Origin of the sequence: Enterobacter sp. Bisph1 (genome assembly GCF_000814905.1) — a bacterium.
In the GTDB taxonomy this organism is placed as follows: domain Bacteria; phylum Pseudomonadota; class Gammaproteobacteria; order Enterobacterales; family Enterobacteriaceae; genus Kosakonia.
Genome location: NZ_JXAG01000042.1, coordinates 60,607 through 84,956, shown reverse-complemented (window position 1 = coordinate 84,956; position 24,350 = coordinate 60,607). Strand labels below are relative to the sequence as shown.

At 54.4% G+C, this 24,350-nt stretch carries 27 protein-coding genes; 20 read left to right on the top strand and 7 right to left on the bottom strand.

Annotation, left to right across the window (positions count from 1 at the left end):
• Positions 1 to 50 precede the first annotated feature (50 nt).
• From RW65_RS13300 to rlmM, 4 genes are all read left to right on the top strand, one after another.
• Positions 51 to 278 carry a YgdI/YgdR family lipoprotein gene (locus tag RW65_RS13300; protein WP_039057247.1) on the top strand — a complete coding sequence of 76 codons (228 nt, stop codon included), beginning with the start codon at positions 51 to 53 and terminating at the stop codon, positions 276 to 278.
• Between the two features lie 351 nt (positions 279 to 629).
• A complete protein-coding gene (gcvA, locus tag RW65_RS13295; RefSeq protein ID WP_039057246.1) occupies positions 630 to 1,544 on the top strand; it encodes a glycine cleavage system transcriptional regulator GcvA in 915 nt (304 codons plus the stop codon).
• A gap of 40 nt (positions 1,545 to 1,584) precedes the next feature.
• On the top strand, positions 1,585 to 1,980 hold the full coding sequence (locus RW65_RS13290) for a DUF423 domain-containing protein (RefSeq protein ID WP_039057245.1): 396 nt from the start codon (positions 1,585 to 1,587) through the stop codon (positions 1,978 to 1,980).
• Entirely contained in the window at positions 1,973 to 3,073 is a 1,101-nt protein-coding gene (gene rlmM / locus RW65_RS13285) for a 23S rRNA (cytidine(2498)-2'-O)-methyltransferase RlmM (protein WP_039057243.1), read from the top strand. Before RW65_RS13290 ends, rlmM begins: the two co-directional genes overlap by 8 nt.
• 38 nt (positions 3,074 to 3,111) lie before the next feature.
• Here rlmM and RW65_RS13280 read toward each other — a convergent pair whose 3' ends face one another.
• On the bottom strand, positions 3,112 to 4,143 hold the full coding sequence (locus tag RW65_RS13280) for an aminopeptidase (RefSeq protein WP_039057242.1): 1,032 nt from the start codon (positions 4,141 to 4,143) through the stop codon (positions 3,112 to 3,114).
• 244 nt (positions 4,144 to 4,387) lie between these two features.
• Here RW65_RS13280 and cysG point away from each other — a divergent pair, with 244 nt between their 5' ends.
• The 13 genes from cysG to rpoS all read left to right on the top strand — a co-directional run bounded on the left by cysG (position 4,388) and on the right by rpoS (position 15,665).
• On the top strand, positions 4,388 to 5,794 hold the full coding sequence (gene cysG, locus RW65_RS13275; RefSeq protein ID WP_197058892.1) for a siroheme synthase CysG: 1,407 nt from the start codon (positions 4,388 to 4,390) through the stop codon (positions 5,792 to 5,794).
• A 9-nt stretch (positions 5,795 to 5,803) separates the two neighbouring features.
• On the top strand, positions 5,804 to 6,712 hold the full coding sequence (cysD, locus tag RW65_RS13270) for a sulfate adenylyltransferase subunit CysD (protein ID WP_039057241.1): 909 nt from the start codon (positions 5,804 to 5,806) through the stop codon (positions 6,710 to 6,712).
• A gap of 9 nt (positions 6,713 to 6,721) precedes the next feature.
• Positions 6,722 to 8,149, top strand: coding sequence for a sulfate adenylyltransferase subunit CysN (gene cysN, locus RW65_RS13265; protein ID WP_039057240.1), 1,428 nt, complete (start codon positions 6,722 to 6,724; stop codon positions 8,147 to 8,149).
• The gene (cysC, locus tag RW65_RS13260; protein WP_039057239.1) at positions 8,149 to 8,754 is read left to right on the top strand and encodes an adenylyl-sulfate kinase; all 606 of its coding nucleotides are present in this window, start codon (positions 8,149 to 8,151) and stop codon (positions 8,752 to 8,754) included. Before cysN ends, cysC begins: the two co-directional genes overlap by 1 nt.
• Before the next feature lie 105 nt (positions 8,755 to 8,859).
• Positions 8,860 to 9,189, top strand: coding sequence for a DUF3561 family protein (locus tag RW65_RS13255; RefSeq protein ID WP_039057238.1), 330 nt, complete (start codon positions 8,860 to 8,862; stop codon positions 9,187 to 9,189).
• A gap of 161 nt (positions 9,190 to 9,350) precedes the next feature.
• A complete protein-coding gene (gene ftsB / locus RW65_RS13250; RefSeq protein WP_039057237.1) occupies positions 9,351 to 9,689 on the top strand; it encodes a cell division protein FtsB in 339 nt (112 codons plus the stop codon).
• A 19-nt stretch (positions 9,690 to 9,708) separates the two neighbouring features.
• A complete protein-coding gene (gene ispD / locus RW65_RS13245) occupies positions 9,709 to 10,419 on the top strand; it encodes a 2-C-methyl-D-erythritol 4-phosphate cytidylyltransferase (RefSeq protein ID WP_039057236.1) in 711 nt (236 codons plus the stop codon).
• Positions 10,419 to 10,898: a 2-C-methyl-D-erythritol 2,4-cyclodiphosphate synthase gene (gene ispF, locus RW65_RS13240; RefSeq protein ID WP_039057235.1), complete on the top strand. Its 480-nt coding sequence runs from the start codon at positions 10,419 to 10,421 to the stop codon at positions 10,896 to 10,898. Before ispD ends, ispF begins: the two co-directional genes overlap by 1 nt.
• Positions 10,895 to 11,944, top strand: a complete 1,050-nt coding sequence (gene truD / locus RW65_RS13235; RefSeq protein ID WP_039057233.1) for a tRNA pseudouridine(13) synthase TruD — start codon at positions 10,895 to 10,897, stop codon at positions 11,942 to 11,944. Before ispF ends, truD begins: the two co-directional genes overlap by 4 nt.
• Complete coding sequence (gene surE, locus RW65_RS13230; RefSeq protein ID WP_039057232.1) at positions 11,925 to 12,686, top strand: 5'/3'-nucleotidase SurE; 762 nt, start codon at positions 11,925 to 11,927, stop codon at positions 12,684 to 12,686. The genes truD and surE overlap by 20 nt, the downstream gene beginning before the upstream one ends.
• Positions 12,680 to 13,306, top strand: a complete 627-nt coding sequence (locus tag RW65_RS13225; protein WP_039057231.1) for a protein-L-isoaspartate(D-aspartate) O-methyltransferase — start codon at positions 12,680 to 12,682, stop codon at positions 13,304 to 13,306. Before surE ends, RW65_RS13225 begins: the two co-directional genes overlap by 7 nt.
• Before the next feature lie 166 nt (positions 13,307 to 13,472).
• Positions 13,473 to 14,546 (top strand): murein hydrolase activator NlpD, encoded by a 1,074-nt coding sequence (gene nlpD / locus RW65_RS13220; protein WP_231564391.1) that lies wholly within the window; start codon positions 13,473 to 13,475, stop codon positions 14,544 to 14,546.
• 126 nt (positions 14,547 to 14,672) lie between these two features.
• Entirely contained in the window at positions 14,673 to 15,665 is a 993-nt protein-coding gene (rpoS, locus tag RW65_RS13215) for an RNA polymerase sigma factor RpoS (RefSeq protein ID WP_002442472.1), read from the top strand.
• A 64-nt stretch (positions 15,666 to 15,729) separates the two neighbouring features.
• On the opposite strand, the gene RW65_RS13210 is transcribed toward rpoS, so the two are convergent.
• Positions 15,730 to 16,095, bottom strand: a complete 366-nt coding sequence (locus tag RW65_RS13210; RefSeq protein WP_039057228.1) for a hypothetical protein — start codon at positions 16,093 to 16,095, stop codon at positions 15,730 to 15,732.
• A 96-nt stretch (positions 16,096 to 16,191) separates the two neighbouring features.
• The gene (gene mutS / locus RW65_RS13205) at positions 16,192 to 18,753 is read right to left on the bottom strand and encodes a DNA mismatch repair protein MutS (protein WP_039057227.1); all 2,562 of its coding nucleotides are present in this window, start codon (positions 18,751 to 18,753) and stop codon (positions 16,192 to 16,194) included.
• A 170-nt stretch (positions 18,754 to 18,923) separates the two neighbouring features.
• On the opposite strand from mutS, the gene RW65_RS23170 reads away from it, so the two are divergent.
• Together RW65_RS23170 and RW65_RS22885 are read left to right on the top strand one after the other, a co-directional pair.
• Positions 18,924 to 19,046 carry a hypothetical protein gene (locus tag RW65_RS23170; protein ID WP_286133888.1) on the top strand — a complete coding sequence of 41 codons (123 nt, stop codon included), beginning with the start codon at positions 18,924 to 18,926 and terminating at the stop codon, positions 19,044 to 19,046.
• 146 nt (positions 19,047 to 19,192) lie between these two features.
• The gene (locus tag RW65_RS22885; RefSeq protein WP_197058891.1) at positions 19,193 to 19,360 is read left to right on the top strand and encodes a hypothetical protein; all 168 of its coding nucleotides are present in this window, start codon (positions 19,193 to 19,195) and stop codon (positions 19,358 to 19,360) included.
• On the opposite strand, the gene RW65_RS13200 is transcribed toward RW65_RS22885, so the two are convergent.
• Both RW65_RS13200 and RW65_RS21990 read right to left on the bottom strand, forming a co-directional pair.
• Positions 19,357 to 19,974, bottom strand: a complete 618-nt coding sequence (locus RW65_RS13200; RefSeq protein WP_039057226.1) for a Fic/DOC family protein — start codon at positions 19,972 to 19,974, stop codon at positions 19,357 to 19,359. The two genes, RW65_RS22885 and RW65_RS13200, sit on opposite strands and share 4 nt — an antisense overlap.
• A 484-nt stretch (positions 19,975 to 20,458) precedes the next feature.
• Positions 20,459 to 20,791: a type II toxin-antitoxin system RelE/ParE family toxin gene (locus tag RW65_RS21990; RefSeq protein WP_156124002.1), complete on the bottom strand. Its 333-nt coding sequence runs from the start codon at positions 20,789 to 20,791 to the stop codon at positions 20,459 to 20,461.
• 229 nt (positions 20,792 to 21,020) lie between these two features.
• On the opposite strand from RW65_RS21990, the gene RW65_RS13195 reads away from it, so the two are divergent.
• Positions 21,021 to 21,914, top strand: a complete 894-nt coding sequence (locus RW65_RS13195; RefSeq protein ID WP_039057225.1) for a GntR family transcriptional regulator — start codon at positions 21,021 to 21,023, stop codon at positions 21,912 to 21,914.
• Between the two features lie 34 nt (positions 21,915 to 21,948).
• Here the strand turns inward: RW65_RS13195 and RW65_RS13190 are convergent, their stop codons facing one another.
• Together RW65_RS13190 and phbB are read right to left on the bottom strand one after the other, a co-directional pair.
• Positions 21,949 to 23,286 (bottom strand): CitMHS family transporter, encoded by a 1,338-nt coding sequence (locus RW65_RS13190; RefSeq protein WP_039057224.1) that lies wholly within the window; start codon positions 23,284 to 23,286, stop codon positions 21,949 to 21,951.
• A 73-nt stretch (positions 23,287 to 23,359) separates the two neighbouring features.
• Entirely contained in the window at positions 23,360 to 24,103 is a 744-nt protein-coding gene (gene phbB, locus RW65_RS13185; RefSeq protein ID WP_039057223.1) for an acetoacetyl-CoA reductase, read from the bottom strand.
• Positions 24,104 to 24,350 lie beyond the last annotated feature (247 nt).

Below are 24,350 nucleotides of genomic sequence, written 5' to 3'. Positions count from 1 at the left end.
CTCTTCTATGAAGAGTATTTCACAGTATTAATTGCCAGAAAGGAGAAGAAATGAAAAAGGCTGCCGCAATTATATCTGCATGTACTTTAGCTTTTGCCCTGAGCGCGTGTTCCGGTCCGAACTATGCATTGCACACCAATGACGGTCGTACGATTATCTCTGAAGGTAAACCGAAAACCGACAACCAGACCGGGCTGATTTCTTATAAAGATGCCAACGGCAATGAGCAGCAGATCAACCGTACCGATGTGAAAGAGATGGTTGCGCTGGAAAAATAGTGCTGCCAGCAGGTAAAAAAAAGCACCGCAATTTTGCGGTGCTACATTAATCACTATGGACAGACAGGGTAAATGTACAGGAAGTGAAAAAGGGGTAGCGTCGCTACCGGGGTCTGAATAGCAGACCAATTTGCAAACACAACAACACAACATCACAACCGTCAGCCAAAAGCCCATCAGAACACACATTCCGAAAAAAGCTTCTCGTTCCGGCTCAGGAAGTGCCGCCACTATAGGTATTTGCTGGTAGAAGCTCAACGAACAATTTATAATGGCTCAGATAAAAAAAACTAATAGGTTAAACACTGTTTCCTGTTTGTTAAATTGTATTAACATCAAAGCCAAATAACCATGTCCAAGCGATTACCGCCCCTTAATGCATTACGTGTTTTTGATGCTGCTGCCCGCCATTTAAGTTTTACTCGCGCCGCCGATGAGCTTTTTGTGACGCAGGCCGCAGTAAGCCACCAAATCAAGTCTCTCGAGGATTTTCTCGGTCTGAAATTGTTCCGTCGCCGCAACCGTTCGCTGCTGCTTACGGAGGAAGGCCAGAGCTATTTTCAGGATATTAAAGAGATATTTTCTCAGCTTAACGAGGCCACCCGCAAACTGCAGGCACGCAGTGCAAAAGGCGCACTGACGGTCAGTTTATTGCCCAGTTTTGCTATTCAGTGGCTGGTGCCAAGACTCTCCAGCTTTAACTCAGCTTATCCGGGAATCGACGTTCGTATCCAGGCCGTTGACCGTGAAGAGGACAAACTGGCGGACGATGTCGACGTGGCAATTTTCTACGGTCGCGGTAACTGGCCGGGGCTGCGTGTTGAAAAACTGTATGCGGAATATCTACTGCCGGTCTGCTCGCCTTTATTGCTGACCGGGGATAAGGCGTTGAAAAAAACCGAAGACCTGGCGCATCATACGCTGCTGCATGACGCTTCCCGCCGCGACTGGCAAACTTATACGCGCCAATTAGGTCTCAATCTTAACGTTCAGCAGGGGCCGATATTTAGCCACAGCTCAATGGTGCTGCAGGCTGCCATCCACGGACAGGGCGTCGCGCTGGCCAACAACGTCATGGCGCAGTCCGAAATTGAGGCCGGCCGCCTGGTCTGCCCGTTTAATGATGTTCTGGTCAGTAAGAATGCGTTTTATCTGGTTTGTCATGACAGTCAGGCAGAACTGGGTAAAATAGCCGCCTTTCGTCAGTGGATTCTGGCTAAAGCGGCAAGCGAGCAGGAAAAATTCCGTTTCCGTTATGAACAATAATTCGCGCGTTTATAACGCGTATGACTTTTAGGGTACTCAGATGACCAGCCGTTTTATGCTGATTTTCGCCGCGATAAGCGGCTTTATATTTGTTGCGCTCGGCGCCTTTGGTGCGCATGTGTTACGTAAATCCCTCGGCGTGGTCGAGATGAGCTGGATCCAGACCGGGCTTGAATATCAGGCGTTCCATACCCTGGCGGTGCTGGGGCTGGCGGTGGCAATGCAGCGCCGTATCAGCATTTGGTTTTACTGGAGTAGCGTCTTTTTGGCGTTCGGCACCGTGCTGTTTAGCGGCAGCCTCTATTGCCTGGCGCTCTCCCATTTACGCCTGTGGGCGTTTGTTACGCCGGTCGGTGGCGTCTGTTTCCTCATCGGCTGGGCATTAATGTTAGTGGGCGCAATTCGTCTAAAACGTAGGGGCGTTGTTCATGAATAAAGTGGTATTGCTGTGCCGCCCGGGTTTTGAGAAAGAGTGCGCGGCAGAGATTACCGATAAAGCCGGACGCCTTGAGGTGTTCGGTTTCGCGCGGGTGAAAGAGAACGCGGGCTATGTGGTGTTCGAATGCTACCAGCCAAACGATGCGGACAAACTGGCGCGCGAGTTGCCGTTCAGTTCGTTGATTTTCGCCCGCCAGATGTTTGTTGTCGGCGAATTGCTGCGGGATTTACCGCCGGAAGACCGCATTACGCCCATCGTGGGCATGCTGCAGGGCGCGGTGGAGAAGGGCGGCGATCTGCGGGTGGAAGTGGCAGACACCAACGAAAGCAAAGAGCTGATGAAGTTCTGCCGTAAATTTACCGTTCCCCTGCGCAGCGCGCTGCGTGAAGCAGGCGTGCTGGCGCACAGTGATTCAACCAAGCGTCCGGTGGTGCATGTATTCTTTATCGCCCCTGGCTGCTGTTACACCGGTTACTCTTATACCTTTAATAACTCGCCGTTCTATATGGGCATTCCGCGACTGAAATTCCCGTCGGATGCGCCGAGCCGCTCAACCCTGAAACTGGAAGAGGCGTTCCACGTCTTTATTCCGGCGGATGAGTGGGATGAACGTCTGGCAAACGGTATGTACGCCGTCGATCTGGGTGCCTGCCCTGGCGGCTGGACCTATCAACTGGTGAAACGCAATATGTGGGTCGCGTCGGTGGATAACGGCCCGATGGCGCAAAGCCTGATGGATACCGGCCAGGTAACCTGGCTGCGTGAAGACGGCTTCCGTTACCGTCCGAATCGCAACAACATTTCGTGGATGGTGTGCGATATGGTGGAGAAACCGGCGAAAGTGGCCGCGCTGATGGCGCAGTGGCTGACTAACGGCTGGTGTCGCGAAACCATCTTCAACTTGAAGCTACCGATGAAGAAGCGTTACGAAGAGGTCTCGAACAATCTGGCCTATATTCAGGCGCAGCTTGATGAGCACAATATTGCCGCAGAGATCCATGCCCGCCAGCTCTATCACGATCGTGAAGAAGTGACGGTGCATGTACGCAGAATGTGGGCCGCGGTGGGCGGCAGGCGCGACGAGCGCTAATCCTGCCAGCCGTCACGATAACGCCAGCTTAGCTGGCGTTATTTTTTGGCTTTTGCCAGCTCTTGCACCAACGGCAGCATAATGCGCATTACGTCGCGGCTGCGGCGCTCAATGCGTCCCGGCAGCGCCTGGTCGATATACTGCTGATTATCCAGCCGCGCACGGTGAAGCGTCACGCCATCGGGAAAGGCTTTTGATTTCGCCCGCTGCTGGGTGCCATCTTTCTGCCCCAGTGACCAGTTCGTCGCTTCCACGGACAGTACCGGGATCGAGGCGTTATCAAACACCTGCGCATCCGTGGCGCTATGGTTGGTTTTGCTGTTACTCTCCGGGGCGCTCGACGCCAGAATACCGTGCGTACGGGCAATCGCCAGCGCGCGATCGCGCGTGAGTTTGCGCACCGACGCCGGGGTATTTTTACCGCTGGCAAAGTAGAGCTTATCGCCGACGATCAGGTTATTCATATTGATCACCAGCAGGGTGTTTTTGCGCTCTTTATCGCTCATCCGCGCAAGAAAGCTCTCCGCACCCAGTTGGCCTTCTTCTTCGCCGCTGGTGGCGACAAAGCGAATACCGTATTGCGTGGGTGCTCGTTTCAGCACCTGCGCCAGCTCCAGCATTACGCCGACAGCTGCAGCGTTATCATCAATGCCCTGCAGGGTTAAGCCACCGAGATTAGCATCGACATCCGCATCGCTCTTAGGCGCGTAGGTATCGAGGTGCGCCATAATAATAATCTGCTGCGGCAGTTTACCTTCATGGGCGGCAATCACCGTGCTGCCGGTAATATTCTGCACGCTCTGCTGATTATCTCGCGTGGTATAGCGATAGCGGGTTTTGAATTTACGAATATCGCTTTGATAACCCATCTGTTGAAACTGCTGCTGAACATAATCCGCCGAGAGCATTTCTGCGGGCGTGCCGGTCATACGGCCGGGAAACAACGTGGCAATATGTCGTGCCTGCTCAGTGGCAAAGTCGCCGGTTTGGGAGGTACGGGCATGAACCGGAAGGATAAAGCATACGCCGAGCGCCAGGGCAGCGGTACGGAGGCGCAATGCGGAAAACATAGTGAGTCCTTTAGGAGGCAGAATTTTTACCGCGCCTAGTATGAAACTGTGACCCGCTTTACACAATTTCATTTGTTCTTAACCTTTCAAAAAACTGCTGTTAAGCACTTTTTGGCATTTGCTTTGCCCGGTCGTTATTCTTTTGCGGAACTACTCATTCCAATTCGTAATTTCATTCGTTCTAACCCGCCCCCTATAGTCCCTCTATTACTGGCTGTGAGTGAGTTACTGCGCTGTGGATTACCTGCCGATATTTGCGGAAGTGAAAGACCGTCCCGTTTTAGTGGTTGGCGGCGGCGAGATCGCCGCGCGCAAGATAACCTTTTTGCGCCGTGCGGGCGCGCAGGTGCAGGTGGTGGCGCAACGTCTGTCACCCGAACTGCAGCAGCTTGCTGATACGCAGGCCATTCACTGGCTGGATACCGCTTTTGCAGAATCGCAGCTGGAACAGGTTTTCCTGGTGATTGCCGCCACCAACGATGCGGCGCTCAATCGCCGGGTGTTCGACGCCGCCAACGCGCGCCATCGGCTGGTAAATGTGGTGGACGATCAGCCGCTGTGCTCCTTTATTTTCCCGTCGATTGTCGATCGCTCACCGCTGCTGGTAGCCATCTCCTCCGGCGGCAACGCACCGGTGCTGGCACGCCTGCTGCGCGAAAAAATCGAAGCGTTACTGCCGGGAAATCTCGGGCGCATGGCGGAAGTGGCCGGGCGCTGGCGCACACGCATTAAAGCCTATCGCCGAACCACCGATGAACGCCGACGTTTTTGGGAAAGCGCTTTTCGCGGGCGCTTCGCCAGCCTGATGGCGGCGGGAGACGAACCGGCGGCAGAAAAAGTACTGGAAGCGGAGCTTACGCAGCCCGGCTCCAGCAGCGGCGAGATTATCCTCGTTGGCGCAGGGCCGGGGGATGCCGGTTTGCTGACTCTGCGCGGATTACAGGTTATTCAGCAGGCGGACGTGGTGTTTTATGACCATCTGGTGAGCGATGCGGTCCTGGAACTGACGCGCCGCGATGCGGATAAAATTTGCGTCGGTAAACGCGCCGGTTCCCATGCTGTAGCGCAGCATGACACCAACCGCATGCTGGTTGAGGCGGCGCGCGAAGGGAAAACCGTGGTGCGTCTGAAAGGCGGCGATCCCTTTATCTTTGGCCGCGGCGGCGAAGAGTTGCAGGCAGCGGCCGCCGCCGGGATCCCTTTTCAGGTGGTGCCGGGCGTTACAGCCGCGTCTGGCGCAACAGCCTATGCGGGTATTCCCCTGACCCACCGGGATTTTGCCCAGAGCGTTACCTTTGTGACCGGCCATTACAAAGCCGATAGCGCCCCCTTTGACTGGTCGCTGCTGGCGAAAAGCCGCCAGACGCTGGCTATCTATATGGGCACGATGAAGGCGGCGGAAATCAGCACGCAATTAATCGCCCACGGGCGGGACAAAACCACACCGGTGGCGGTGCTTTCGCGCGGAACGCGGGCGGATCAGCAGGTGACCACCGGCACATTAGAACAACTCGAGGAACTGGCAAAAGCCGCGCCGATGCCCGCCCTGTTGGTGGTGGGCGAGGTGGTTGGTCTGCATCGCGAACTTGCCTGGTTCCAGCATTCGACAGCGGCGGAGGCGTTCGACGCTTCCGTGATTAATTTGGCTTAAGGAAAGGTTATGGATCAAAAACGACTCACTCACCTGCGACAACTGGAAGCGGAAAGTATCCATATTATCCGCGAAGTGGCCGCTGAATTTTCCAATCCGGTGATGATGTACTCGATAGGCAAAGACTCCAGCGTGATGCTGCATCTGGCGCGCAAAGCCTTCTATCCGGGCACGCTGCCGTTCCCGCTGCTGCATGTCGACACCGGCTGGAAATTCCGTGAGATGTATGAATTCCGTGACCGTACCGCGAAGGCTTATGGCTGCGAACTGCTGGTGCACAAAAATCCGGAAGGGGTAGCGATGGGCATTAACCCGTTCGTGCACGGCAGCGCCAAACACACCGATATTATGAAAACCGAAGGGCTGAAGCAGGCGCTGAACAAATACGGTTTTGACGCTGCATTCGGCGGTGCGCGCCGCGACGAAGAGAAATCCCGCGCCAAAGAGCGTATTTACTCCTTTCGCGATCGCTTCCACCGCTGGGATCCGAAAAACCAGCGCCCGGAGCTGTGGCACAACTACAACGGTCAGATTAATAAGGGCGAAAGTATTCGCGTCTTCCCGCTCTCTAACTGGACCGAGCTGGATATCTGGCAGTACATCTTCCTGGAAAATATTGAAATCGTGCCGCTCTACCTGGCGGCGGAACGCCCGGTACTTGAGCGCGACGGCATGCTGATGATGATCGATGACGACCGTATCGATCTGCAGCCCGGTGAGGTTATCGAGAAGCGGATGGTGCGTTTTCGTACCCTCGGCTGCTGGCCGCTGACGGGCGCGGTGGAATCGAGCGCGCAAACGCTGCCGGAGATTATCGAAGAGATGCTGGTTTCCACCACCAGCGAACGTCAGGGGCGCGTGATTGACCGCGACCAGGCCGGCTCCATGGAGCTGAAAAAACGTCAGGGATACTTCTAAGGAGCCGCCATGAATACCACCATTGCCCAACAAATTGCCGATGAAGGCGGCGTTGAAGCCTACCTGCATGCCCAGCAGCATAAAAGCCTGCTGCGTTTTCTCACCTGCGGCAGCGTCGATGACGGGAAAAGTACGCTGATTGGCCGTCTGCTGCACGACACCCGTCAGATCTATGAAGATCAGCTTTCGACACTGCATAACGACAGCAAGCGCCACGGCACCCAAGGCGAAAAACTCGATCTGGCGCTGCTGGTGGATGGCCTGCAGGCAGAGCGCGAGCAGGGCATCACCATTGATGTCGCCTATCGCTATTTCTCGACGGAAAAGCGCAAATTTATCATTGCCGACACGCCGGGGCATGAACAGTACACGCGTAATATGGCGACGGGCGCGTCGACCTGCGATCTGGCGATCTTGTTGATGGATGCCCGTAAAGGCGTGCTCGATCAGACCCGCCGTCACAGCTTTATCTCCACGCTGCTGGGTATCAAACATCTGGTGGTCGCCGTCAATAAGATGGATCTGGTGGACTTCAGCCAGGAGAGATTTGAGACCATTCGTCAGGATTACCTGACCTTTGCCGAACAGTTACCGGGCAATCTCGATATCCACTTTGTGCCGCTGTCGGCGCTGGAAGGGGATAACGTTGCCAGCCAGAGCGAGAAAATGCCGTGGTACAGCGGCCCGACGCTGCTGGAGATGCTGGAAACCGTCGAGATCCAGCGCGTGGTAGATACGCAGCCGATGCGTTTCCCGGTGCAGTATGTTAACCGCCCGAACCTCGATTTCCGCGGCTTCTCCGGCACGCTCGCCTCCGGCGTGGTGAAAGTGGGTCAGCGTATTAAAGTGCTGCCCTCCGGCGTGGAATCCGCTATTGCCCGTATCGTGACCTTTGATGGCGATTTACAGGAAGCCGGTGCCGGGGAAGCGATTACCCTGGTGCTGAAAGATGAGATCGATATCAGCCGTGGCGATCTTATTCTCGATGCGCAAGAGACGCTGCCCGCGGCTCAAAACGCCGCGCTGGATGTGGTGTGGATGGCGGAACAGCCGTTACAGCCCGGCCAGAGCTATGACATTAAAGTTGCCGGTAAGAAAACCCGCGCCCGCGTTGACGCGATTCACTATCAGGTGGATATCAACAATCTCACCCAGCGCCAGGTCGACGCACTGCCGCTGAACGGCATTGGTTTAGTTGATCTGACTTTTGATGAGCCGTTAACGCTCGATGCGTACCAGCAAAATCCGGTGACCGGCGGCATTATCTTTATCGATCGCCTGAGCAACGTGACCGTTGGCGCAGGGATGGTGCGCGAAGTGCATCTGGATACGCCTGCCCAAACCAGTGAGTTCAGCGCCTTTGAGCTGGAGCTGAATCAGCTTATTCGCAAACACTTCCCGCACTGGGGCGCGCGCGATCTGCTGGGAGGCAAGTAATGGCCGAGCATGATGAAAACGTTGTCTGGCACGCTCATCCTGTCACCCAGGAAGCGCGCGAGCAACTCCACGGCCATCGTGGCGTGGTGCTGTGGTTTACCGGCTTTTCCGGCTCGGGAAAATCCACCGTCGCCGGGGCGCTGGAAGAGGCGCTGCACCGCGCAGGCGTTAGCACCTATTTGCTCGATGGCGATAACGTGCGCCACGGGCTGTGCAACGATTTGGGATTTAGCGATGTGGATCGCAAAGAGAATATCCGACGCGTGGGTGAAGTCGCCAAACTGATGGTCGAGGCGGGGCTGGTGGTGCTGACGGCCTTTATCTCGCCGCACCGCGCTGAACGGCAAATGGTGCGCGAGCGCCTCGGGGAAGGACGGTTTATCGAGGTGTTTGTCGATACGCCGCTGGCTATCTGCGAAGCGCGCGATCCAAAAGGCTTATATAAGAAAGCGCGCGCCGGTGAACTGCGTAATTTCACCGGTATCGATTCTGTCTATGAAGCGCCACACGCCCCTGAAGCGCATCTGGACGGCGAACAATTGGTAACAAATTTAGTCAGCCAATTATTAGACCTCCTCCGGCGGGGCGATATTATCAGATCCTGAGACGGTACTGGCGATACGCGGCATAGTGGCGATGAAGGCGCGGATCTTCGCGCTTATTAGCCACGCGTATCTCCTCTACCGATCCTACAGGCAACAGGATCAGATATGCGCAACGGTCAGAACATCACCATTCCACGGTCGCAGCCAGTGGCTGCCACCCCCGACGAAACCACAACATGGTCGTTCCCCGGAGCGGTTGTGGGCTTCGTCGCATGGCTGCTGGCGCTCGGCATCCCCTTTATGCTCTACGGCTCCAATACGCTTTTTTTCTTTCTCTACACCTGGCCCTTCTTTCTTGCCCTGATGCCCGTTTCGGTGGTGGTCGGCATTGCGCTGCACTCGCTGCTGAGCGGTAAGCTGCTCTACAGCAGCGTGGCGACGCTGCTAACGGTCATCGCCATGTTTGGTGTGCTGTTTATGTGGCTGATGGGGTAATCCTCTGTACGTCAAACCGTAACGCTCATTAAGACAATGTGTCCGGCTACGGATCGCCGCACATTTATGATAAAGTTTGGCACTTGTGCGGCATCGCCCGGCCCGAAGTGGAGTCTGACGACAAGTTGTGGGATGATGATGCCGTTTTTTCAGGGGGCAGGATGGGCAAACTAACGCTGCTATTGCTGGCTTTACTGGTCTGGCTACAGTATTCGCTGTGGTTCGGCAAGAATGGTCTGCATGATTACGGCCGCGTCAGCGAAGATGTGGCGGCACAGCAGGCGACAAACGCCAAATTAAAATCGCGAAACGATCAGCTTTTCGCCGAAATTGACGATCTCAATGGCGGCCAGGAAGCGATTGAGGAACGCGCACGCAACGAATTAACGATGACTAAGCCGGGCGAAACCTTTTATCGTCTGGTGCCTGACGCGTCGAAACGCGCGGCGGGCTCTGCGCAGAACACGCAAAATACACAAAATACTCAAAACAGACCTTAAATAATCCCGGACTCACGACATGTCAGCAATGATACCGGACGTCTGTGCCGTGGTGCCGGCCGCCGGATTTGGCCGCCGCATGCAAACGGAATGTCCTAAGCAGTATCTCTCCATCGGTAATAAAACCATTCTTGAGCACGCGGTTGCCGCGCTGCTCGCCCATCCGCGCGTGGCGCGGGTGGTGATCGTCGTCAGCCCTGGCGATGAACGCTTTGCACAATTACCCCTTGCCGCCCATCCGCAAATCACCGTCGTCAACGGCGGCGCTGAGCGCGCCGATTCCGTGCTGGCGGGTCTGCATGCCGCCGAGGGGGCGCAGTGGGTGCTGGTGCATGACGCCGCGCGACCCTGCCTGCATCAGGATGATTTACAGCGCCTGCTTTCCTTAAGTGAAACCAGCCGCGTCGGCGGCATTCTCGCCGCGCCGGTGCGCGATACCATGAAACGTGCCGAACCCGGCCAAACGGCGATTGCCCATACCGTTGAGCGCAACGATCTCTGGCATGCCCTGACGCCGCAGTTTTTCCCGCTGCAGCTGCTGCGCGACTGCCTGATGCGCGCGCTTAACGAAGGCGCGGTGATAACCGATGAAGCCTCGGCGCTGGAGTATTGCGGTTTTCACCCACAGCTGGTGGCCGGACGCGCGGACAATATCAAAGTCACCCGCCCTGAAGATTTACGACTGGCAGAATTCTATTTGACCCATGCAGACCTGCAGGAGAAAGCATAATGCGCATTGGACACGGTTTTGACGTACACGCCTTTGGGGGCGTAGGCCCGATTATTATTGGCGGCGTGCGCATTCCTTTTGAAAAAGGCCTGCTGGCGCACTCCGATGGCGATGTGGCGTTGCATGCCCTGACGGATGCGCTGCTGGGTGCGGCGGCGCTGGGTGATATCGGCAAGCTGTTTCCCGACACCGATCCGGCATTTAAAGGCGCAGACAGCCGTGCACTGCTGCGTGAAGCCTGGCGACGCGTTCAGGCTAAAGGCTATACGCTTGGCAATGTCGATGTGACCATTATTGCCCAGGCCCCGAAAATGCTGCCCCATATTCCGCAGATGCGGGTGTTTATCGCAGAAGATCTGGGCTGTCACATGGATGACGTTAACGTCAAAGCCACCACCACCGAGAAGCTGGGCTTTACCGGCCGTGGTGAAGGCATCGCCTGCGAGGCCGTGGCGTTACTGCACAAGGCGGCGAAATGACCGACTTCGATAACCTGACGTTTTTACACGGCAAACCGGCGAGCAGCGGCGTACTGAAAGCTAACCCGGAAGATTTTTTGGTGGTAGAAGATCTCGGCTTTGCACCTGACGGTGAAGGCGAACATATTCTGGTACGTATTCAGAAGATCGGTTGTAACACGCGGGTTGTGGCGGATGCGCTGGCAAAATTTCTTAAAATTCCAGCCCGCGAAGTGAGCTTTGCCGGACAAAAAGATAAACAGGCGATTACCGAACAGTGGCTCTGCGCCCGCGTGCCGGGTAACGGTATGCCCGATCTCAGCGCCTTTGCGCTGGAAGGCTGCAGCGTGCTGGAGTACGCGCGTCACAAACGCAAGCTGCGCCTCGGCGCGCTACAGGGCAACGCGTTCACGCTGGTGCTGCGTGAAATAAGCGACCGCGCGGATGTTGAGGCGCGTATGAATGCCATCGCACAAAAAGGTGTGCCGAATTATTTCGGCGCGCAGCGCTTTGGTATCGGCGGCAGTAACCTGCAGGGCGCGCTGCGCTGGGCGCAAAGCAATGCCCCTGTGCGCGATCGCAATAAGCGCAGTTTTTGGTTGTCGGCGGCGCGTAGCGCGTTGTTTAATCAGATAGTCAACGAGCGGCTGAAAAAAACAGACTTCAATCAAGTTGTTGACGGTGATGCGCTACAATTAGCGGGTCGCGGCAGCTGGTTTGTGGCAACGACAGAAGAGCGAGCGGAACTGCAGGCGCGCGTTGATGCGAAAGCGCTGCTGATTACCGCCGCGCTGCCCGGCAGCGGCGAGTGGGGCACCCAGGGCGACGCGCTGGCGTTTGAACAACAGGCCCTGGCCGGTGCGCCGGAACTGCAGGCGCTTTTGTTGCGAGAGAAAGTGGAAGCGGCGCGCCGCGCGATGCTGCTTTTTCCACAAAATCTCTGCTGGAACTGGTGGGATGACGCCACCGTTGAACTGCGCTTCTGGCTTCCGGCGGGTAGCTTTGCCACCAGCGTCGTCAGGGAACTTATCAACACATCGGGTGATTATGCGAATATTGCTGAGTAACGATGACGGGATCCATGCGCCGGGCATTCAGACGCTGGCTAAGGCGCTCCGGGCGTTCGCCGACGTTCAGGTCGTCGCTCCCGATCGTAACCGCAGCGGTGCGTCTAATTCCCTTACTCTTGAATCCTCGCTGCGGACGTTTACCTTTGAAAATGGCGATATCGCCGTGCAAATGGGTACGCCGACGGACTGCGTTTATCTTGGCGTCAATGCGCTGATGCGCCCGCGTCCGGACGTTGTGGTATCCGGTATTAATGCCGGTCCGAACCTTGGCGATGATGTGATCTACTCCGGTACGGTTGCCGCCGCGATGGAAGGCCGTCACCTTGGCTTCCCGGCACTGGCGGTATCCCTTAACGGGCAGACGCATTATGACACCGCCGCGGCGGTGACCTGTTCGTTACTGCGCGCCCTGGGGCAGGAGCCGCTGCGCACCGGGCGGATTTTAAATATTAATGTTCCCGACGTGCCGCTCAATGAGATCAAAGGTATTCGCGTTACGCGCTGCGGCAGCCGTCATCCGGCAGATCAGGTTATTCCGCAGCAGGATCCGCGCGGTAACACCCTGTACTGGATTGGTCCGCCCGGCGAGAAATGCGACGCCGGACCGGATACGGATTTTGCCGCCGTGGATGAAGGCTACGTCTCGGTAACGCCGCTGCATGTGGATTTAACCGCTTACAGCGCGCATGATGTGGTGTCGGACTGGTTGGATCGTGCCGGGGTGAACAGGCAATGGTAAGCAAACGCGTACAGGATCTCCTCAATCAATTACGCGCGCAGGGCATCAAAAACGAGCAGGTGCTTGAGGCGTTATCGCAAGTGCCGCGCGAGAAATTTATCGATGAGGCGTTTGAACACAAAGCGTGGGAAAACGTCGCATTACCCATTGGTCAGGGACAAACCATTTCGCAACCTTATATGGTTGCACGCATGACGGAACTGCTGGAGCTGACGCCAGCTTCGCGTGTGCTGGAGATTGGCACCGGTTCCGGCTATCAGACGGCTATTCTGGCGCGCCTGGTTCATCACGTCTGCTCTGTCGAACGCATCAAAGGGCTGCAGTGGCAGGCGCGTCGCCGCCTGAAGCAGCTCGACCTACACAATGTTTCTACGCGTCATGGCGATGGCTGGCAGGGGTGGCAGGCACGCGCTCCCTTTGATGCCATTATCGTGACCGCAGCACCGCCGGAAATTCCGGCTGCCCTGATGGCGCAGCTTGATGACGGCGGCATTCTCGTTTTGCCCGTGGGCGACGAACTCCAGCATTTGAAGCGGGTTCGTCGGCGGGGAAGCGAATTCATTATTGATACCGTTGAAGCCGTACGCTTTGTGCCTCTGGTCAGAGGCGAATTGGCGTAAGAAACAGATTTTTCTTACGATTTTCAATCAATAACAGCGTATGGTGTGGCTGGTTGCCGGAAGTTTTCACGGTTATCTTTAAGTCATTGCTAAATTACATATTATTGGGGGATAAATGAGCGCGGGAAGCCCAAAATTAACCGTAAGCCGTGTTGCGGCATTGTCGCTGGTTTCACTTTGGCTGGCAGGGTGTTCAAATTCCACTAATCCTCCGGCCCCGGTCAGCTCCGTTGGCGGTAACAGCAACGCCAGCAGCAGTTCCAGCTCCGGTGGTATGCTAATCACGCCGCCGCCGAAAATCGGTAGCCCCGCACCGCAGCCGCAGTTTCAGCCCGTGCAACGTCCTGCTGTTCAGCCGACGCAAATGCAGCCGGTAACGCACCAGCCGGTACAGACGGTAAACGGTCATATCGTCTATAACCGACAATATGGCAATATTCCAAAAGGAAGCTACACTGGCGGCAGCACCTACACCGTGAAACGCGGTGATACGTTATTCTATATTGCCTGGATTACTGGTAACGATTTCCGTGACTTAGCGCAGCGTAACAACGTTGCAGCCCCGTACGGTCTCGAAGTGGGACAAACGTTACATGTAGGTAACTCATCTGGTACGCCAATCACAGGCGGCAATGCAATAACCCAGGCTGATGCATCCGCACAAGGAATAGTCTCAAAATCTGCACAAAATTCAACCGTAGTGGTTGCTTCAAAACCGACAATTACGTATTCTGAGGATTCAGGTGAACAGAGTGCTAACAAAATGTTGCCAAACAATAAGCCTGCGACGATTGTCACAGCGCCCGTTACGGCACCTTCTGTAAGCTCAACCGAACCGACTGTCAGCAGTACGTCAACCAGCTCACCAATCTCTACCTGGCGCTGGCCGACCGACGGCAAAATTATCGATAACTTCTCTGCGACCGAAGGTGGCAACAAAGGTATCGATATTGCAGGCAGTAAAGGACAGGCAATCACTGCGACCGCAGATGGTCGCGTTGTGTATGCCGGTAACGCACTGCGCGGTTACGGTAATCTGGTCATTATAAAACATAACGATGATTACCTGAGTGCCTACGCCCATAACGACACAATGCTGGTCCGGGAACAACAAGAAGTTAAGGCGGGGCAGAAGATTGCTACCATGGGTAGCACCGGAACCAGTTCAACACGCTTGCATTTTGAAATTCGTTACAAGGGGAAATCCGTAAACCCGCTGCGTTATTTGCCGCAGCGATAAATCGGTGCAAAGTGGCTGAAGTCCTTCCCACGTACGCCGTTGCAGCGCGCGCAGATGCCGCTGCAATGGGTGACATGAGTTGTCTTCATATGCTTTGCCCAGGGATCACGGGTAGGAGCCACCTTTATGAGTCAGAATACGCTGAAAGTTCATGATTTAAATGAAGACGCGGAATTTGATGAGAACGGAGTAGAGGCTTTTGACGAAAAAGCCTTAGTAGAAGAGGAACCCAGTGATAACGACCTGGCCGAAGAGGAGTTGTTGTCGCAGGGCGCCACCCAGCGTGTTTTAGACGCAACTCAACTTTACCTTGGGGAAATTGGGTACTCTCCACTGTTAACGGCCGAAGAAGAAGTTTATTTCGCACGCCGTGCGCTACGTGGTGACGTAGCCTCCCGCCGTCGCATGATCGAAAGTAACCTGCGTCTGGTGGTAAAAATTGCTCGTCGTTACAGCAATCGCGGTCTGGCACTGCTGGATCTGATTGAAGAGGGCAATTTGGGGCTGATTCGCGCCGTAGAGAAGTTCGACCCGGAACGTGGGTTCCGTTTCTCGACGTATGCCACCTGGTGGATCCGTCAGACCATTGAACGGGCAATCATGAACCAAACCCGTACGATTCGTCTGCCGATTCATATTGTTAAAGAGCTGAACGTTTATCTGCGTACCGCGCGCGAACTGTCCCATAAGCTGGATCATGAGCCGAGCGCAGAAGAGATAGCCGAACAGCTGGACAAACCCGTTGATGATGTCAGCCGCATGCTGCGTCTCAATGAGCGCATTACCTCAGTTGATACGCCGCTGGGCGGTGATTCTGAAAAAGCGCTGCTGGATATCCTGGCCGATGAAAAAGACAACGGTCCGGAAGACACCACGCAAGACGATGATATGAAACAGAGCATCGTCAAATGGCTGTTCGAACTGAACGCCAAACAGCGTGAAGTTCTTGCGCGTCGTTTCGGTCTGCTGGGTTATGAAGCTGCAACACTGGAAGATGTGGGCCGTGAAATTGGCCTGACTCGTGAACGTGTTCGTCAGATTCAGGTTGAAGGCCTGCGTCGTCTGCGCGAGATCCTGCAAACGCAAGGGCTGAACATCGAAGCGCTGTTCCGCGAATAAGCACTATTTCCTGTTAAAAAGGCCGCTCGAAAACGATGCGGCCTTTTTTCTTTGCTGCGCTGTGTTATTTGCCCAGCGCGGTTTCATGCAGATGCCGCCACACTATTTGCCCCTCTTGCAGCCTGAACACGGCAGTCGACCCGCGCACATTTTCCCCCTGGGTTTCCCGATAGCGAATCACCGCACCGTTGTCCCACTGTGCCAGCACGACAAAATCATCGACCACAATCTTCAACCCGGGACGGCTGCCGCGCTGCGCCTGAAAAAAACCGGTGAGGGAGGCATAATCCAGGCATGCGCCCGTCGGCGCGATCATGGAAAAATCGGCGGCAAAGCGCGCCATCAATGAAGCCAGCTCGCCTTCGCCGCGGCCAAGCCAGTTTTCGATGGCGATATGGGCGTCAACGATCTCTTGTATAAACACATTCATGGTTGCTCCTGATGCAGGCAGTAGACAGTTCGCGGATTATTAAAGAGAGCGGCCGCCAGCGCTAGCTGAGCGTCTGGCGGCCGGGAAAGGGCACCTTTACAGCAGATTTTTCAGCCGGTAGATCCACTCCAGCGCCTGGCGCGGCGTTAAGCTGTCCGGATCGAGATTCTCCAGCGCTTCAACCGCCGGGCTGGTCTCTTCCGGCGCGGCCAGCAGCGACATTTGTGTGCCGTCGATCTGCGTGGCGGCAGCGCTCGGCGATAAGCTCTCCAGCTCACGCAGTTTCCCACGCGCGCGCTTAATCACCTCTTTTGGTACCCCCGCCAGCGCGGCAACGGCGAGGCCGTAACTCTTGCTGGCGGCACCGTCCTGCACGCTGTGCATAAAGGCGATGGTGTCGCCGTGCTCCAGCGCATCGAGATGCACATTCGCCACGCCTTCCATCTTCTCTGGCAGCTGCGTTAGCTCGAAGTAGTGGGTCGCAAACAGCGTCAGCGCTTTGATCTTGTTCGCCAGGTTCTCGGCGCAGGCCCACGCCAGCGACAGACCGTCGTAAGTCGATGTGCCGCGACCGATCTCATCCATCAGCACCAGGCTGTTTTCCGTGGCGTTATGCAGGATGTTGGCGGTTTCGGTCATCTCTACCATAAAGGTCGATCGCCCGCTGGCCAGATCGTCCGCCGCACCAACGCGGGTAAAGATACGATCGATTGGGCCAATCTCCACTTTCTGTGCCGGAACATAGCTGCCGATATAGGCCAGCAGCGCTATCAGCGCAGTCTGGCGCATATAGGTACTTTTACCGCCCATATTTGGACCGGTAATAATCAGCATTCGGCGCTGTGGGGACAGGTTCAGGGGGTTGGCGATAAACGGCTCTTTCAGCACCTGCTCGACCACCGGATGGCGACCTTCGCTAATACGGATCCCCGCTTTTTCGCTAAAGGTCGGGCAGCAGTAGTTCAGGGTTTCCGCACGTTCCGCCAGATTGACTAAAACATCCAGCTCCGCCAGCGCCGACGCACTCTGCTGCAGATCGCCGAGGTGCGGCATCAGCAGATCGAACAGCTCTTCATACAGCTGTTTTTCCAGCGCCAGGGCTTTCCCTTTCGAGGTCAGCACTTTGTCTTCGTACTCTTTCAGCTCAGGAATAATGTAGCGCTCGGCGTTTTTCAGCGTCTGGCGGCGCACATAGTGGATCGGCGCATGATGGCTCTGCCCGCGGCTGATCTGAATAAAATAGCCGTGCACTGCGTTATAGCCGACTTTCAGCGTATCGAGCCCCAGACGTTCGCGCTCGCGAATTTCAAGACGATCGAGATAATCCGTCGCGCCATCCGCCAGCCCGCGCCACTCATCCAGCTCGGCGTTATAGCCCGGCGCAATCACACCGCCGTCGCGCACCAGCACCGGCGGCGCGTCGATAATCGCCCGCTCCAGCAGTTCGCGCAGCTCGCTAAATTCGCCCATTTTTTCACGCAGGGCCTGAACCGGTGCGCTATTGATTTCCGCCAGTCGGCTGCGCAGTTCCGGTAATTGCTGGAATGCGTAACGCATACGCGCTAAGTCGCGCGGACGGGCAGTACGCAGGGCCAGACGCGCCAGAATTCGCTCCAGATCGCCCACCTGGCGCAACACCGGCTGCAGTTCACCGGTAAACTCCTGCAACGCGCCTATCGCCTGCTGGCGCTCCGTCAACACTTGGGTATTGCGCACCGGCATATGCAGCCAGCGCTTCAGCATACGGCTGCCCATTGGCGTAACGGTACAGTCGAGCACCGAGGCGAGGGTATTTTCCACACCGCCCGCCAGGTTCTGGGTGATCTCCAGATTCCGGCGCGTCGCGGCGTCCATAATAATGGTGTCCTGCTGACGCTCCATGGTGATGGAACGAATATGGGGCAGGGCGGTGCGCTGAGTGTCTTTGACATACTGCAGCAAGCAACCGGCGGCGCAGAGCCCGCGCGGGGCGTTTTCGACGCCAAAACCCACCAAATCGCGGGTGCCAAACTGCATATTCAGCTGCTGGCGGGCGGTATCAATTTCAAATTCCCACAGCGGGCGTCGGCGTAAACCGCGACGGCCTTCAATCAGATCGCTTTGGGCGAAATCTTCCGCATACAGCAGCTCAGCCGGATTGGTGCGCTGCAGCTCGGCGGCCATGGTGTCGCGATCCGCCGGTTCGCTGACGCGAAAGCGACCTGAGCTAATATCAAGCGTCGCATAGCCAAAGCCGTTATTGTCCTGCCAGATGGCGGCGAGCAGGTTATCCTGGCGCTCCTGCAACAGCGCTTCATCGCTGATGGTGCCGGGAGTAACAATGCGCACCACTTTGCGCTCCACCGGCCCTTTGCTGGTGGCCGGATCGCCAATCTGTTCGCAAATCGCCACGGATTCGCCAAGGCTGACCAGTTTTGCCAGATAGTTTTCCACCGCATGATGCGGCACGCCCGCCATCGGGATCGGCTCACCGGCCGACGCACCGCGTTTGGTCAGGGAAATATCCATCAGCTGCGACGCGCGCTTCGCATCGTCGTAAAACAGCTCGTAGAAGTCGCCCATACGGTAGAACAGCAAAATATCCGGGTGCTGGGCTTTTAGCTTCAGATACTGCTGCATCATCGGGGTGTGGGCGTCGAAATTCTCTAGTGTACTCATCAGTTTGTGATGTCCATTTTCTTTAATTTTAATGAGTTAGGGATTTTAATTGTTCTCATGGCGTTCACCTGGCTCATTGGATCTCATGAAATCCTGCACTTCCTTTCATAAGGACGTAGCGAGCATGATAACGGACTCTTTATGGCAGGAAAACAGCGGGGGAGGGCTGGATGGATGAAGTGGGAGAAACACCTAAAAAGAGGTATCAAGAAATAGAAGAGACAAACGGAATGAAAGGACAGATTATCTGCATAAAGGCAGCGGAGGCTAATCGTGTAACTTTTTTCAGTTAATAAGGCATTACCTAATGCAGGTCACTTATATGCTTTGTACTTTAGCGCTTGTTCCAATGTCGTATTTAGAGCCTGTATTAAAGGCAGGAAGTTCTCACTATTCCTTGATATAATTCATTCATTAAGTCTGTCAACCGGGGGGTGTTATGAGCAACAACAAAAAAACTCAGGCAAGCTACGCTAAGCCGTCTCGTGCTGACATTGTTCGCTCAGTAGCGACATCTACGGCTGTTGAAACAGGCCAGCCTTCCGCCAGGGTTGAAGCTTCGCTGGAAGCTGCACGCAAGAAGTTCGCGCATCTTCGTCTTGCCTAATCCTTTCTTAATGCCTTCCTGACCCAGTGTTTCATTGGCTTGTAGTCCATTGATACGCCTGCATGAATAGCCGAGATATACTGGGTTTTGTTTTGCTCCCAGCTTTGATAGTCCAGCGGTTTGTATCCTCCCTGCACGGCCATCACGTCGGCTAATAGTCGCGACAAGCGTCCGTTTCCCTCTCTGAATGGATGGATAAGTATCAACTCCACATGAGTTATGGCGATAGCGGTGATGAGTTGTTCTTCATCTATGCCGCTACACGGTGTATATTGAGCCAGATACATGGTGTCGAATTCATTCAGCAGTTTTGGCAACTGCGCAGAGGGGGCAAACATAAAGCCACCTTTGCTGATATTGACCGCTCTTTCTTGCCCAGCCCACTCGTAAATGTTACCTAACCAGCGGCGATGCCAGCTTTTTATCATGGCTACGCTGAGCTGTCCTTCCGGGAACTGTTCTTCAAAAACGGACTGGTAGAGTTGTTCTAACAGGACAAGTTCGGCCTCATCCATCTCATCAGAAGTAGCGATTCCCAGCTTGTTAGCCAACACTTGCTCGCCAGAGTTTTTCTCATACTGGCCTTCACTGCTGGATACATGGTATCGGCTCATTGAGATGCCCTGTGTTATTAGAGGATGGAAAAACAGAGGGATTATAACGCTGGATAAGGACAGCAAACAATAATCGTAAAATCAGACACTTAAGTAAGTGTAGGTTAAAATATGGCTTTTATAATTTAGTGGAAAATAATCGTTATTAATCAGTGCTGTCACACCAATGCATCATCGGGGTATGGGCGTCGAAATTCTGTAGTGTACTCATCAGTTTGTGATGTCCATTTTCTTTAAATTTAATGAGTTAGGGATTTTAATTGTTCTCATGGCGTTCACGTGGCTCATTGGATCTCATGAAATCCTGCACTTCCTTTCATAAGGACGTAGCGAGCATGATAACGGACTCTTTATGGCAGGAAAACAGCGAGGGAAGGCCTGGATGGATCAAGTAGGTGAAACACTGAAACCAGTCGACAAAGATAAAACGGATGTTGGTGGAAATCGTGGATTCATTCAGTGTTCAGAATAGAAAAAAGCATGCTTACCATGCTGTATATCCGTCTAAGAGTGCATTAAATGTTGGTGAGGTTTTACGCCATGGCTGGTGGCGGAGGTTTTCCTGTGAAGGGTTTAAAATACGGCTTATGGTGACCACTGTTGTTTCAGGAATGAAGTAAATAACATGCTTCTCACTCGGGAGTGCAAAGATTTTTTCTCCAGGCTCCGGCCGCGGAGTGCCAATCTGATGAACACCTAATACATGAAAAACGGCAGAGATCCGCCCGATATACTCATCCGCTTTTACCATACCAAATTGGCGAAAACTGTAATTCCAGATGCATTCCGGGTCTTCTTCTGCCTTGGGGGAGGTCAATCATTTCGCCATTTCCTCGTCATTTAACCGTGTCATAGGAGCAGTGCATTTCTCACAAATTCCGCCTCTGACGGCCCAGTCCATTAGCATGTAAACCAACCACACACCTTTCGCGTATCCACTGCACACCAGTAAATTCCCCCTTCTTTACCCATTGCTTTTAAAGATTTAAAAATGCAATACTTATTTTATTTTTTGCATTTTGACTCTCATTTATCCGGGCTCCATCATGAAAATTAGTGCACTTACAGAACGTATTTCGCAGAAGATCATGACCTTAATTGATTCCGGGGAAATTGCACCCGGTTCGCATTTAAGCGTACCTAAGCTCGCGGAAGGCTTCGATGTCTCGCGTTCCCCGGTGCGGGAAGCCTTGTTATATCTCGAACATAAAGGGGTGCTGGCGCAAAAGGTGAATCGCGGCTTTTTTGTTAAAGACGATTATGTCACCCAGGCCGTCCACGACCAGCAACTGACCGAAGAGCTGGATCTGCCTGAATACTATCAACTTGCCGAAGACTGGCTGCAGGATCAGATCGCGTCCGAAGTCACCGAACTGTTCCTGATGAAGCGCTATAACCTGACCAAAAGCCAGCTCTCCACCGTGCTTGCCCGCGGTATCAGCGAAGGGTGGGTCGAGCGTAAGCAAGGGTACGGCTGGCGGTTTCTGCCCGTCGCAAAAACCAAAGCGGCGCTGGAGCATATCTTTAGTTTCCGCATGGTCATTGAGCCGATGGCGATTCTCGAACCCACCTTTAATGCGCCGCAGGAGAGAATTAACGAGCTTCGGCGCGAACTTGAAATGTTACTGGAAAGCGGTATCGAGCGGCTTTCTCCCACCCAGCTGCAGCTAGCCGGGTATAAGTTTCACGAAACGGTGATCGGTTTTTCCAATAATCCCTTTTTTGAAATCTCCCTGCGCAATGTCAACCGCATGCGTCGGCTGATGGATTACCGCATCATGGATGACCGCAATCGCTACTATGCCGAAGTTAAAGATCACCTGAAGATCCTTGCACTGATTGAATCCGGCCAGCGCATTGAGGCCTCTTACACCATCAAGCAACATTTGGCCGTGGCCCTCGAAAATAAAAAAATTCGTCGCATCGGCGCAGAAGCGTAAGGATAAGCTGGCTCACCCAGTGAGCCAGCGGCCATTAATTGGCGACTGAATAGAGCGGATAAAGCCCCAGCAGCAAACCCGACGCCAGAAAAATCATGCACAGCAAGATAGCCCATTTAAAGGTGTATTTTTGATGGTCGCTAAACTCTACCCCCGCCAGCCCGACCAGCAGATAGGTTGAGGCCACCAGCGGGCTTAACAGATGCACCGGCTGCCCGACAAGAGAGGCGCGACCGATTTCAGCAGCTTCAATGCCATAGGCTTTCGCCGCTTCGGCCAGCACCGGTAACACGCCGTAATAGAACGCATCGTTGGACATAAAAAAGGTGCCGGGCAGGCTTATCAGCGCGGTAATCGGTGCCAGATAAGGCCCCCAGGATTGCGGCAGGATATCCAGTAACGAATTGGACATTGCCGTCACCATACCGGTGCCGGACAAAATGCCAGCAAAAATGCCTGCCGCCAGGAATATAGAGGTCTGATTAAGGGCCGCCGGAGCATGAGCCGCAATACGCTGGCGCTGCGCATCGAGATGCGGGTAGTTAATCAATAGCGCGATGGCAAAAGCTACCATAAACAGCACCGACAGCGGCAGCAGCTCCATCACCAGCGACGCCATCAGCGCCAGCGTCAGCGTCGCGTTGAGCCAGAACATTTTCGGGCGGCGCAGCTCCTCATTCACTTCATTGATCGCCGGTAAGTAACTTTCGCTATCCTCTTCCACCACCGAACCGTAGCCATTGGTTTGGATGCTGAGCTTGCCCAGGCGGCGGCGTTCGCGGATGCCAATATACCAGGAGAGCACCAGTACACCCGCCAGCCCGGACAGCATCGAGGGGATCAGCGGGACAAACAGTTCGCTGGACTCGATTTTGAGCGATGCCGACACGCGCGCCAGCGGGCCGCCCCACGGCAGTAAATTGGTCACGCTGCCGGAGAGAAATACCACGCAGGTAAGAGCAAGGGGATCGAGGCGAATGCGTTTAAACAGCGGCAGCATGGCGGTGACACAAATCATATAGGTTGTCGATCCATCGCCATCCAACGAAACCATTGCCGCCAGCAGCGCCGTACACATGACCGCTTTTACCGGATCGCCATTAATAATACGCAGGAAGAAGCGAATAATCGGATCAAATAAGCCCGTATCGAACATGGTGCAAAAATAGAGAATGGCGAAGATCACCATAATTGCCGTTGGCGCGACCTTCTTTAAACCATCAATCATCATGTCGCCCATTTCACCCGCAAAGCCGGCAATCAGGGCAAAGATAATCGGGATAATAATCAGGGCCGTTAACGCCGATAATTTCCGCGTCATGATAAGGATCATAAAGACCACAATCATGCCGTAACCCAGTAACGAGAGCATAAGAGTCTCCGACGCATATATTGCTATATACGTTTTAAAGTCATGGAAAGGATGAATCGTTAATTCAGGCGGGTTAACTCATATGCATGCCGCCATTGACGGAGAAATTCGCCCCCGTGGCGTAGCCTGCTTCATCGGAGGCTAGCCAGGCGCAAATCGAGGCAATTTCTTTTGGCGAACCCAGGCGTCTGACGGGAATCTCCTGAACAAGTTTATCGATCACCTGAACAGGGGTTACGGTTTTAAGCTTACTGGTTGCCAGATAACCCGGCGATACAGTATTGACCGTTACGCCGCGCGCGGAAACTTCACGCGCCAGCGCGCGGGTAAATCCACGCACCGCGTATTTCGCCGTGGCGTAGTTCACCTGGCCAATGGTGCCAATCTGCGCATTTAACGAGGAGATATTAATAATTCGTCCCCAGCCGCGCGCCATCATACTTTCAACAACCTGGCGGGTGACGTTGAAAAGGGAATTCATATTGGTATCAATTACCGCCTGCCACTCCTGCGGTTGCATATCGCGGAACAGCACATTCCTGGCGGTGCCGGAATTATTTATCAGTACATCCACCTCGCCAACCTGCTGGCGGATCTTTTCAAAGGCTTTAACGGTGGAATCCCAGTCGGCAACATTGCCTTCCGAGGCGATAAAATCAAACCCTAATTTCTTATTATCCTCCAGCCAGCCCGCTTTCCTTTTAGAATTAGGCCCGCAACCGGCAATAACAATAAATCCGTCCTGGGCTAAACGGCGACAAATCGCCGTCCCCAGACTGCCCATTCCCGATGTGACATACGCAATTCGTTGAGCCATACCTCTCTCCTGCTGCAGATTTTTAACATTTGTTTACTTGTTGTTAACAGTAAGCGGTGGTCTCGCTTTTTCCGCAACCTGGGCTTGCCGAAAATGTGAGCAGGATCGTTCTGTTTTTGCATTTGCGATCATTTAAATGCAGTTTAATGTTATCTGCTAAAACTGCATTTCCGCTGTAATAGCGTGTAAAACAGTATTAATTAGCTTGAATGCTGAGGTGAGAAAGGCGGTGTAGTTGAAGTGTGAT

Coding starts and splice junctions, on each gene's coding strand:
- RW65_RS13300 (WP_039057247.1), top strand. CDS start 51: ATGAAAAAGGCTGCCGCAATTATATCTGCATGTACTTTAGCTTTTGCC.
- gcvA (WP_039057246.1), top strand. CDS start 630: ATGTCCAAGCGATTACCGCCCCTTAATGCATTACGTGTTTTTGATGCT.
- RW65_RS13290 (WP_039057245.1), top strand. CDS start 1,585: ATGACCAGCCGTTTTATGCTGATTTTCGCCGCGATAAGCGGCTTTATA.
- rlmM (WP_039057243.1), top strand. CDS start 1,973: ATGAATAAAGTGGTATTGCTGTGCCGCCCGGGTTTTGAGAAAGAGTGC.
- RW65_RS13280 (WP_039057242.1), bottom strand. CDS start 4,143: ATGTTTTCCGCATTGCGCCTCCGTACCGCTGCCCTGGCGCTCGGCGTA.
- cysD (WP_039057241.1), top strand. CDS start 5,804: ATGGATCAAAAACGACTCACTCACCTGCGACAACTGGAAGCGGAAAGT.
- cysN (WP_039057240.1), top strand. CDS start 6,722: ATGAATACCACCATTGCCCAACAAATTGCCGATGAAGGCGGCGTTGAA.
- cysC (WP_039057239.1), top strand. CDS start 8,149: ATGGCCGAGCATGATGAAAACGTTGTCTGGCACGCTCATCCTGTCACC.
- RW65_RS13255 (WP_039057238.1), top strand. CDS start 8,860: ATGCGCAACGGTCAGAACATCACCATTCCACGGTCGCAGCCAGTGGCT.
- ftsB (WP_039057237.1), top strand. CDS start 9,351: ATGGGCAAACTAACGCTGCTATTGCTGGCTTTACTGGTCTGGCTACAG.
- ispD (WP_039057236.1), top strand. CDS start 9,709: ATGTCAGCAATGATACCGGACGTCTGTGCCGTGGTGCCGGCCGCCGGA.
- ispF (WP_039057235.1), top strand. CDS start 10,419: ATGCGCATTGGACACGGTTTTGACGTACACGCCTTTGGGGGCGTAGGC.
- truD (WP_039057233.1), top strand. CDS start 10,895: ATGACCGACTTCGATAACCTGACGTTTTTACACGGCAAACCGGCGAGC.
- surE (WP_039057232.1), top strand. CDS start 11,925: ATGCGAATATTGCTGAGTAACGATGACGGGATCCATGCGCCGGGCATT.
- RW65_RS13225 (WP_039057231.1), top strand. CDS start 12,680: ATGGTAAGCAAACGCGTACAGGATCTCCTCAATCAATTACGCGCGCAG.
- rpoS (WP_002442472.1), top strand. CDS start 14,673: ATGAGTCAGAATACGCTGAAAGTTCATGATTTAAATGAAGACGCGGAA.
- RW65_RS13210 (WP_039057228.1), bottom strand. CDS start 16,095: ATGAATGTGTTTATACAAGAGATCGTTGACGCCCATATCGCCATCGAA.
- mutS (WP_039057227.1), bottom strand. CDS start 18,753: ATGAGTACACTAGAGAATTTCGACGCCCACACCCCGATGATGCAGCAG.
- RW65_RS23170 (WP_286133888.1), top strand. CDS start 18,924: ATGGATGAAGTGGGAGAAACACCTAAAAAGAGGTATCAAGAAATAGAA.
- RW65_RS22885 (WP_197058891.1), top strand. CDS start 19,193: ATGAGCAACAACAAAAAAACTCAGGCAAGCTACGCTAAGCCGTCTCGT.
- RW65_RS13200 (WP_039057226.1), bottom strand. CDS start 19,974: ATGAGCCGATACCATGTATCCAGCAGTGAAGGCCAGTATGAGAAAAAC.
- RW65_RS13195 (WP_039057225.1), top strand. CDS start 21,021: ATGAAAATTAGTGCACTTACAGAACGTATTTCGCAGAAGATCATGACC.
- RW65_RS13190 (WP_039057224.1), bottom strand. CDS start 23,286: ATGCTCTCGTTACTGGGTTACGGCATGATTGTGGTCTTTATGATCCTT.
- phbB (WP_039057223.1), bottom strand. CDS start 24,103: ATGGCTCAACGAATTGCGTATGTCACATCGGGAATGGGCAGTCTGGGG.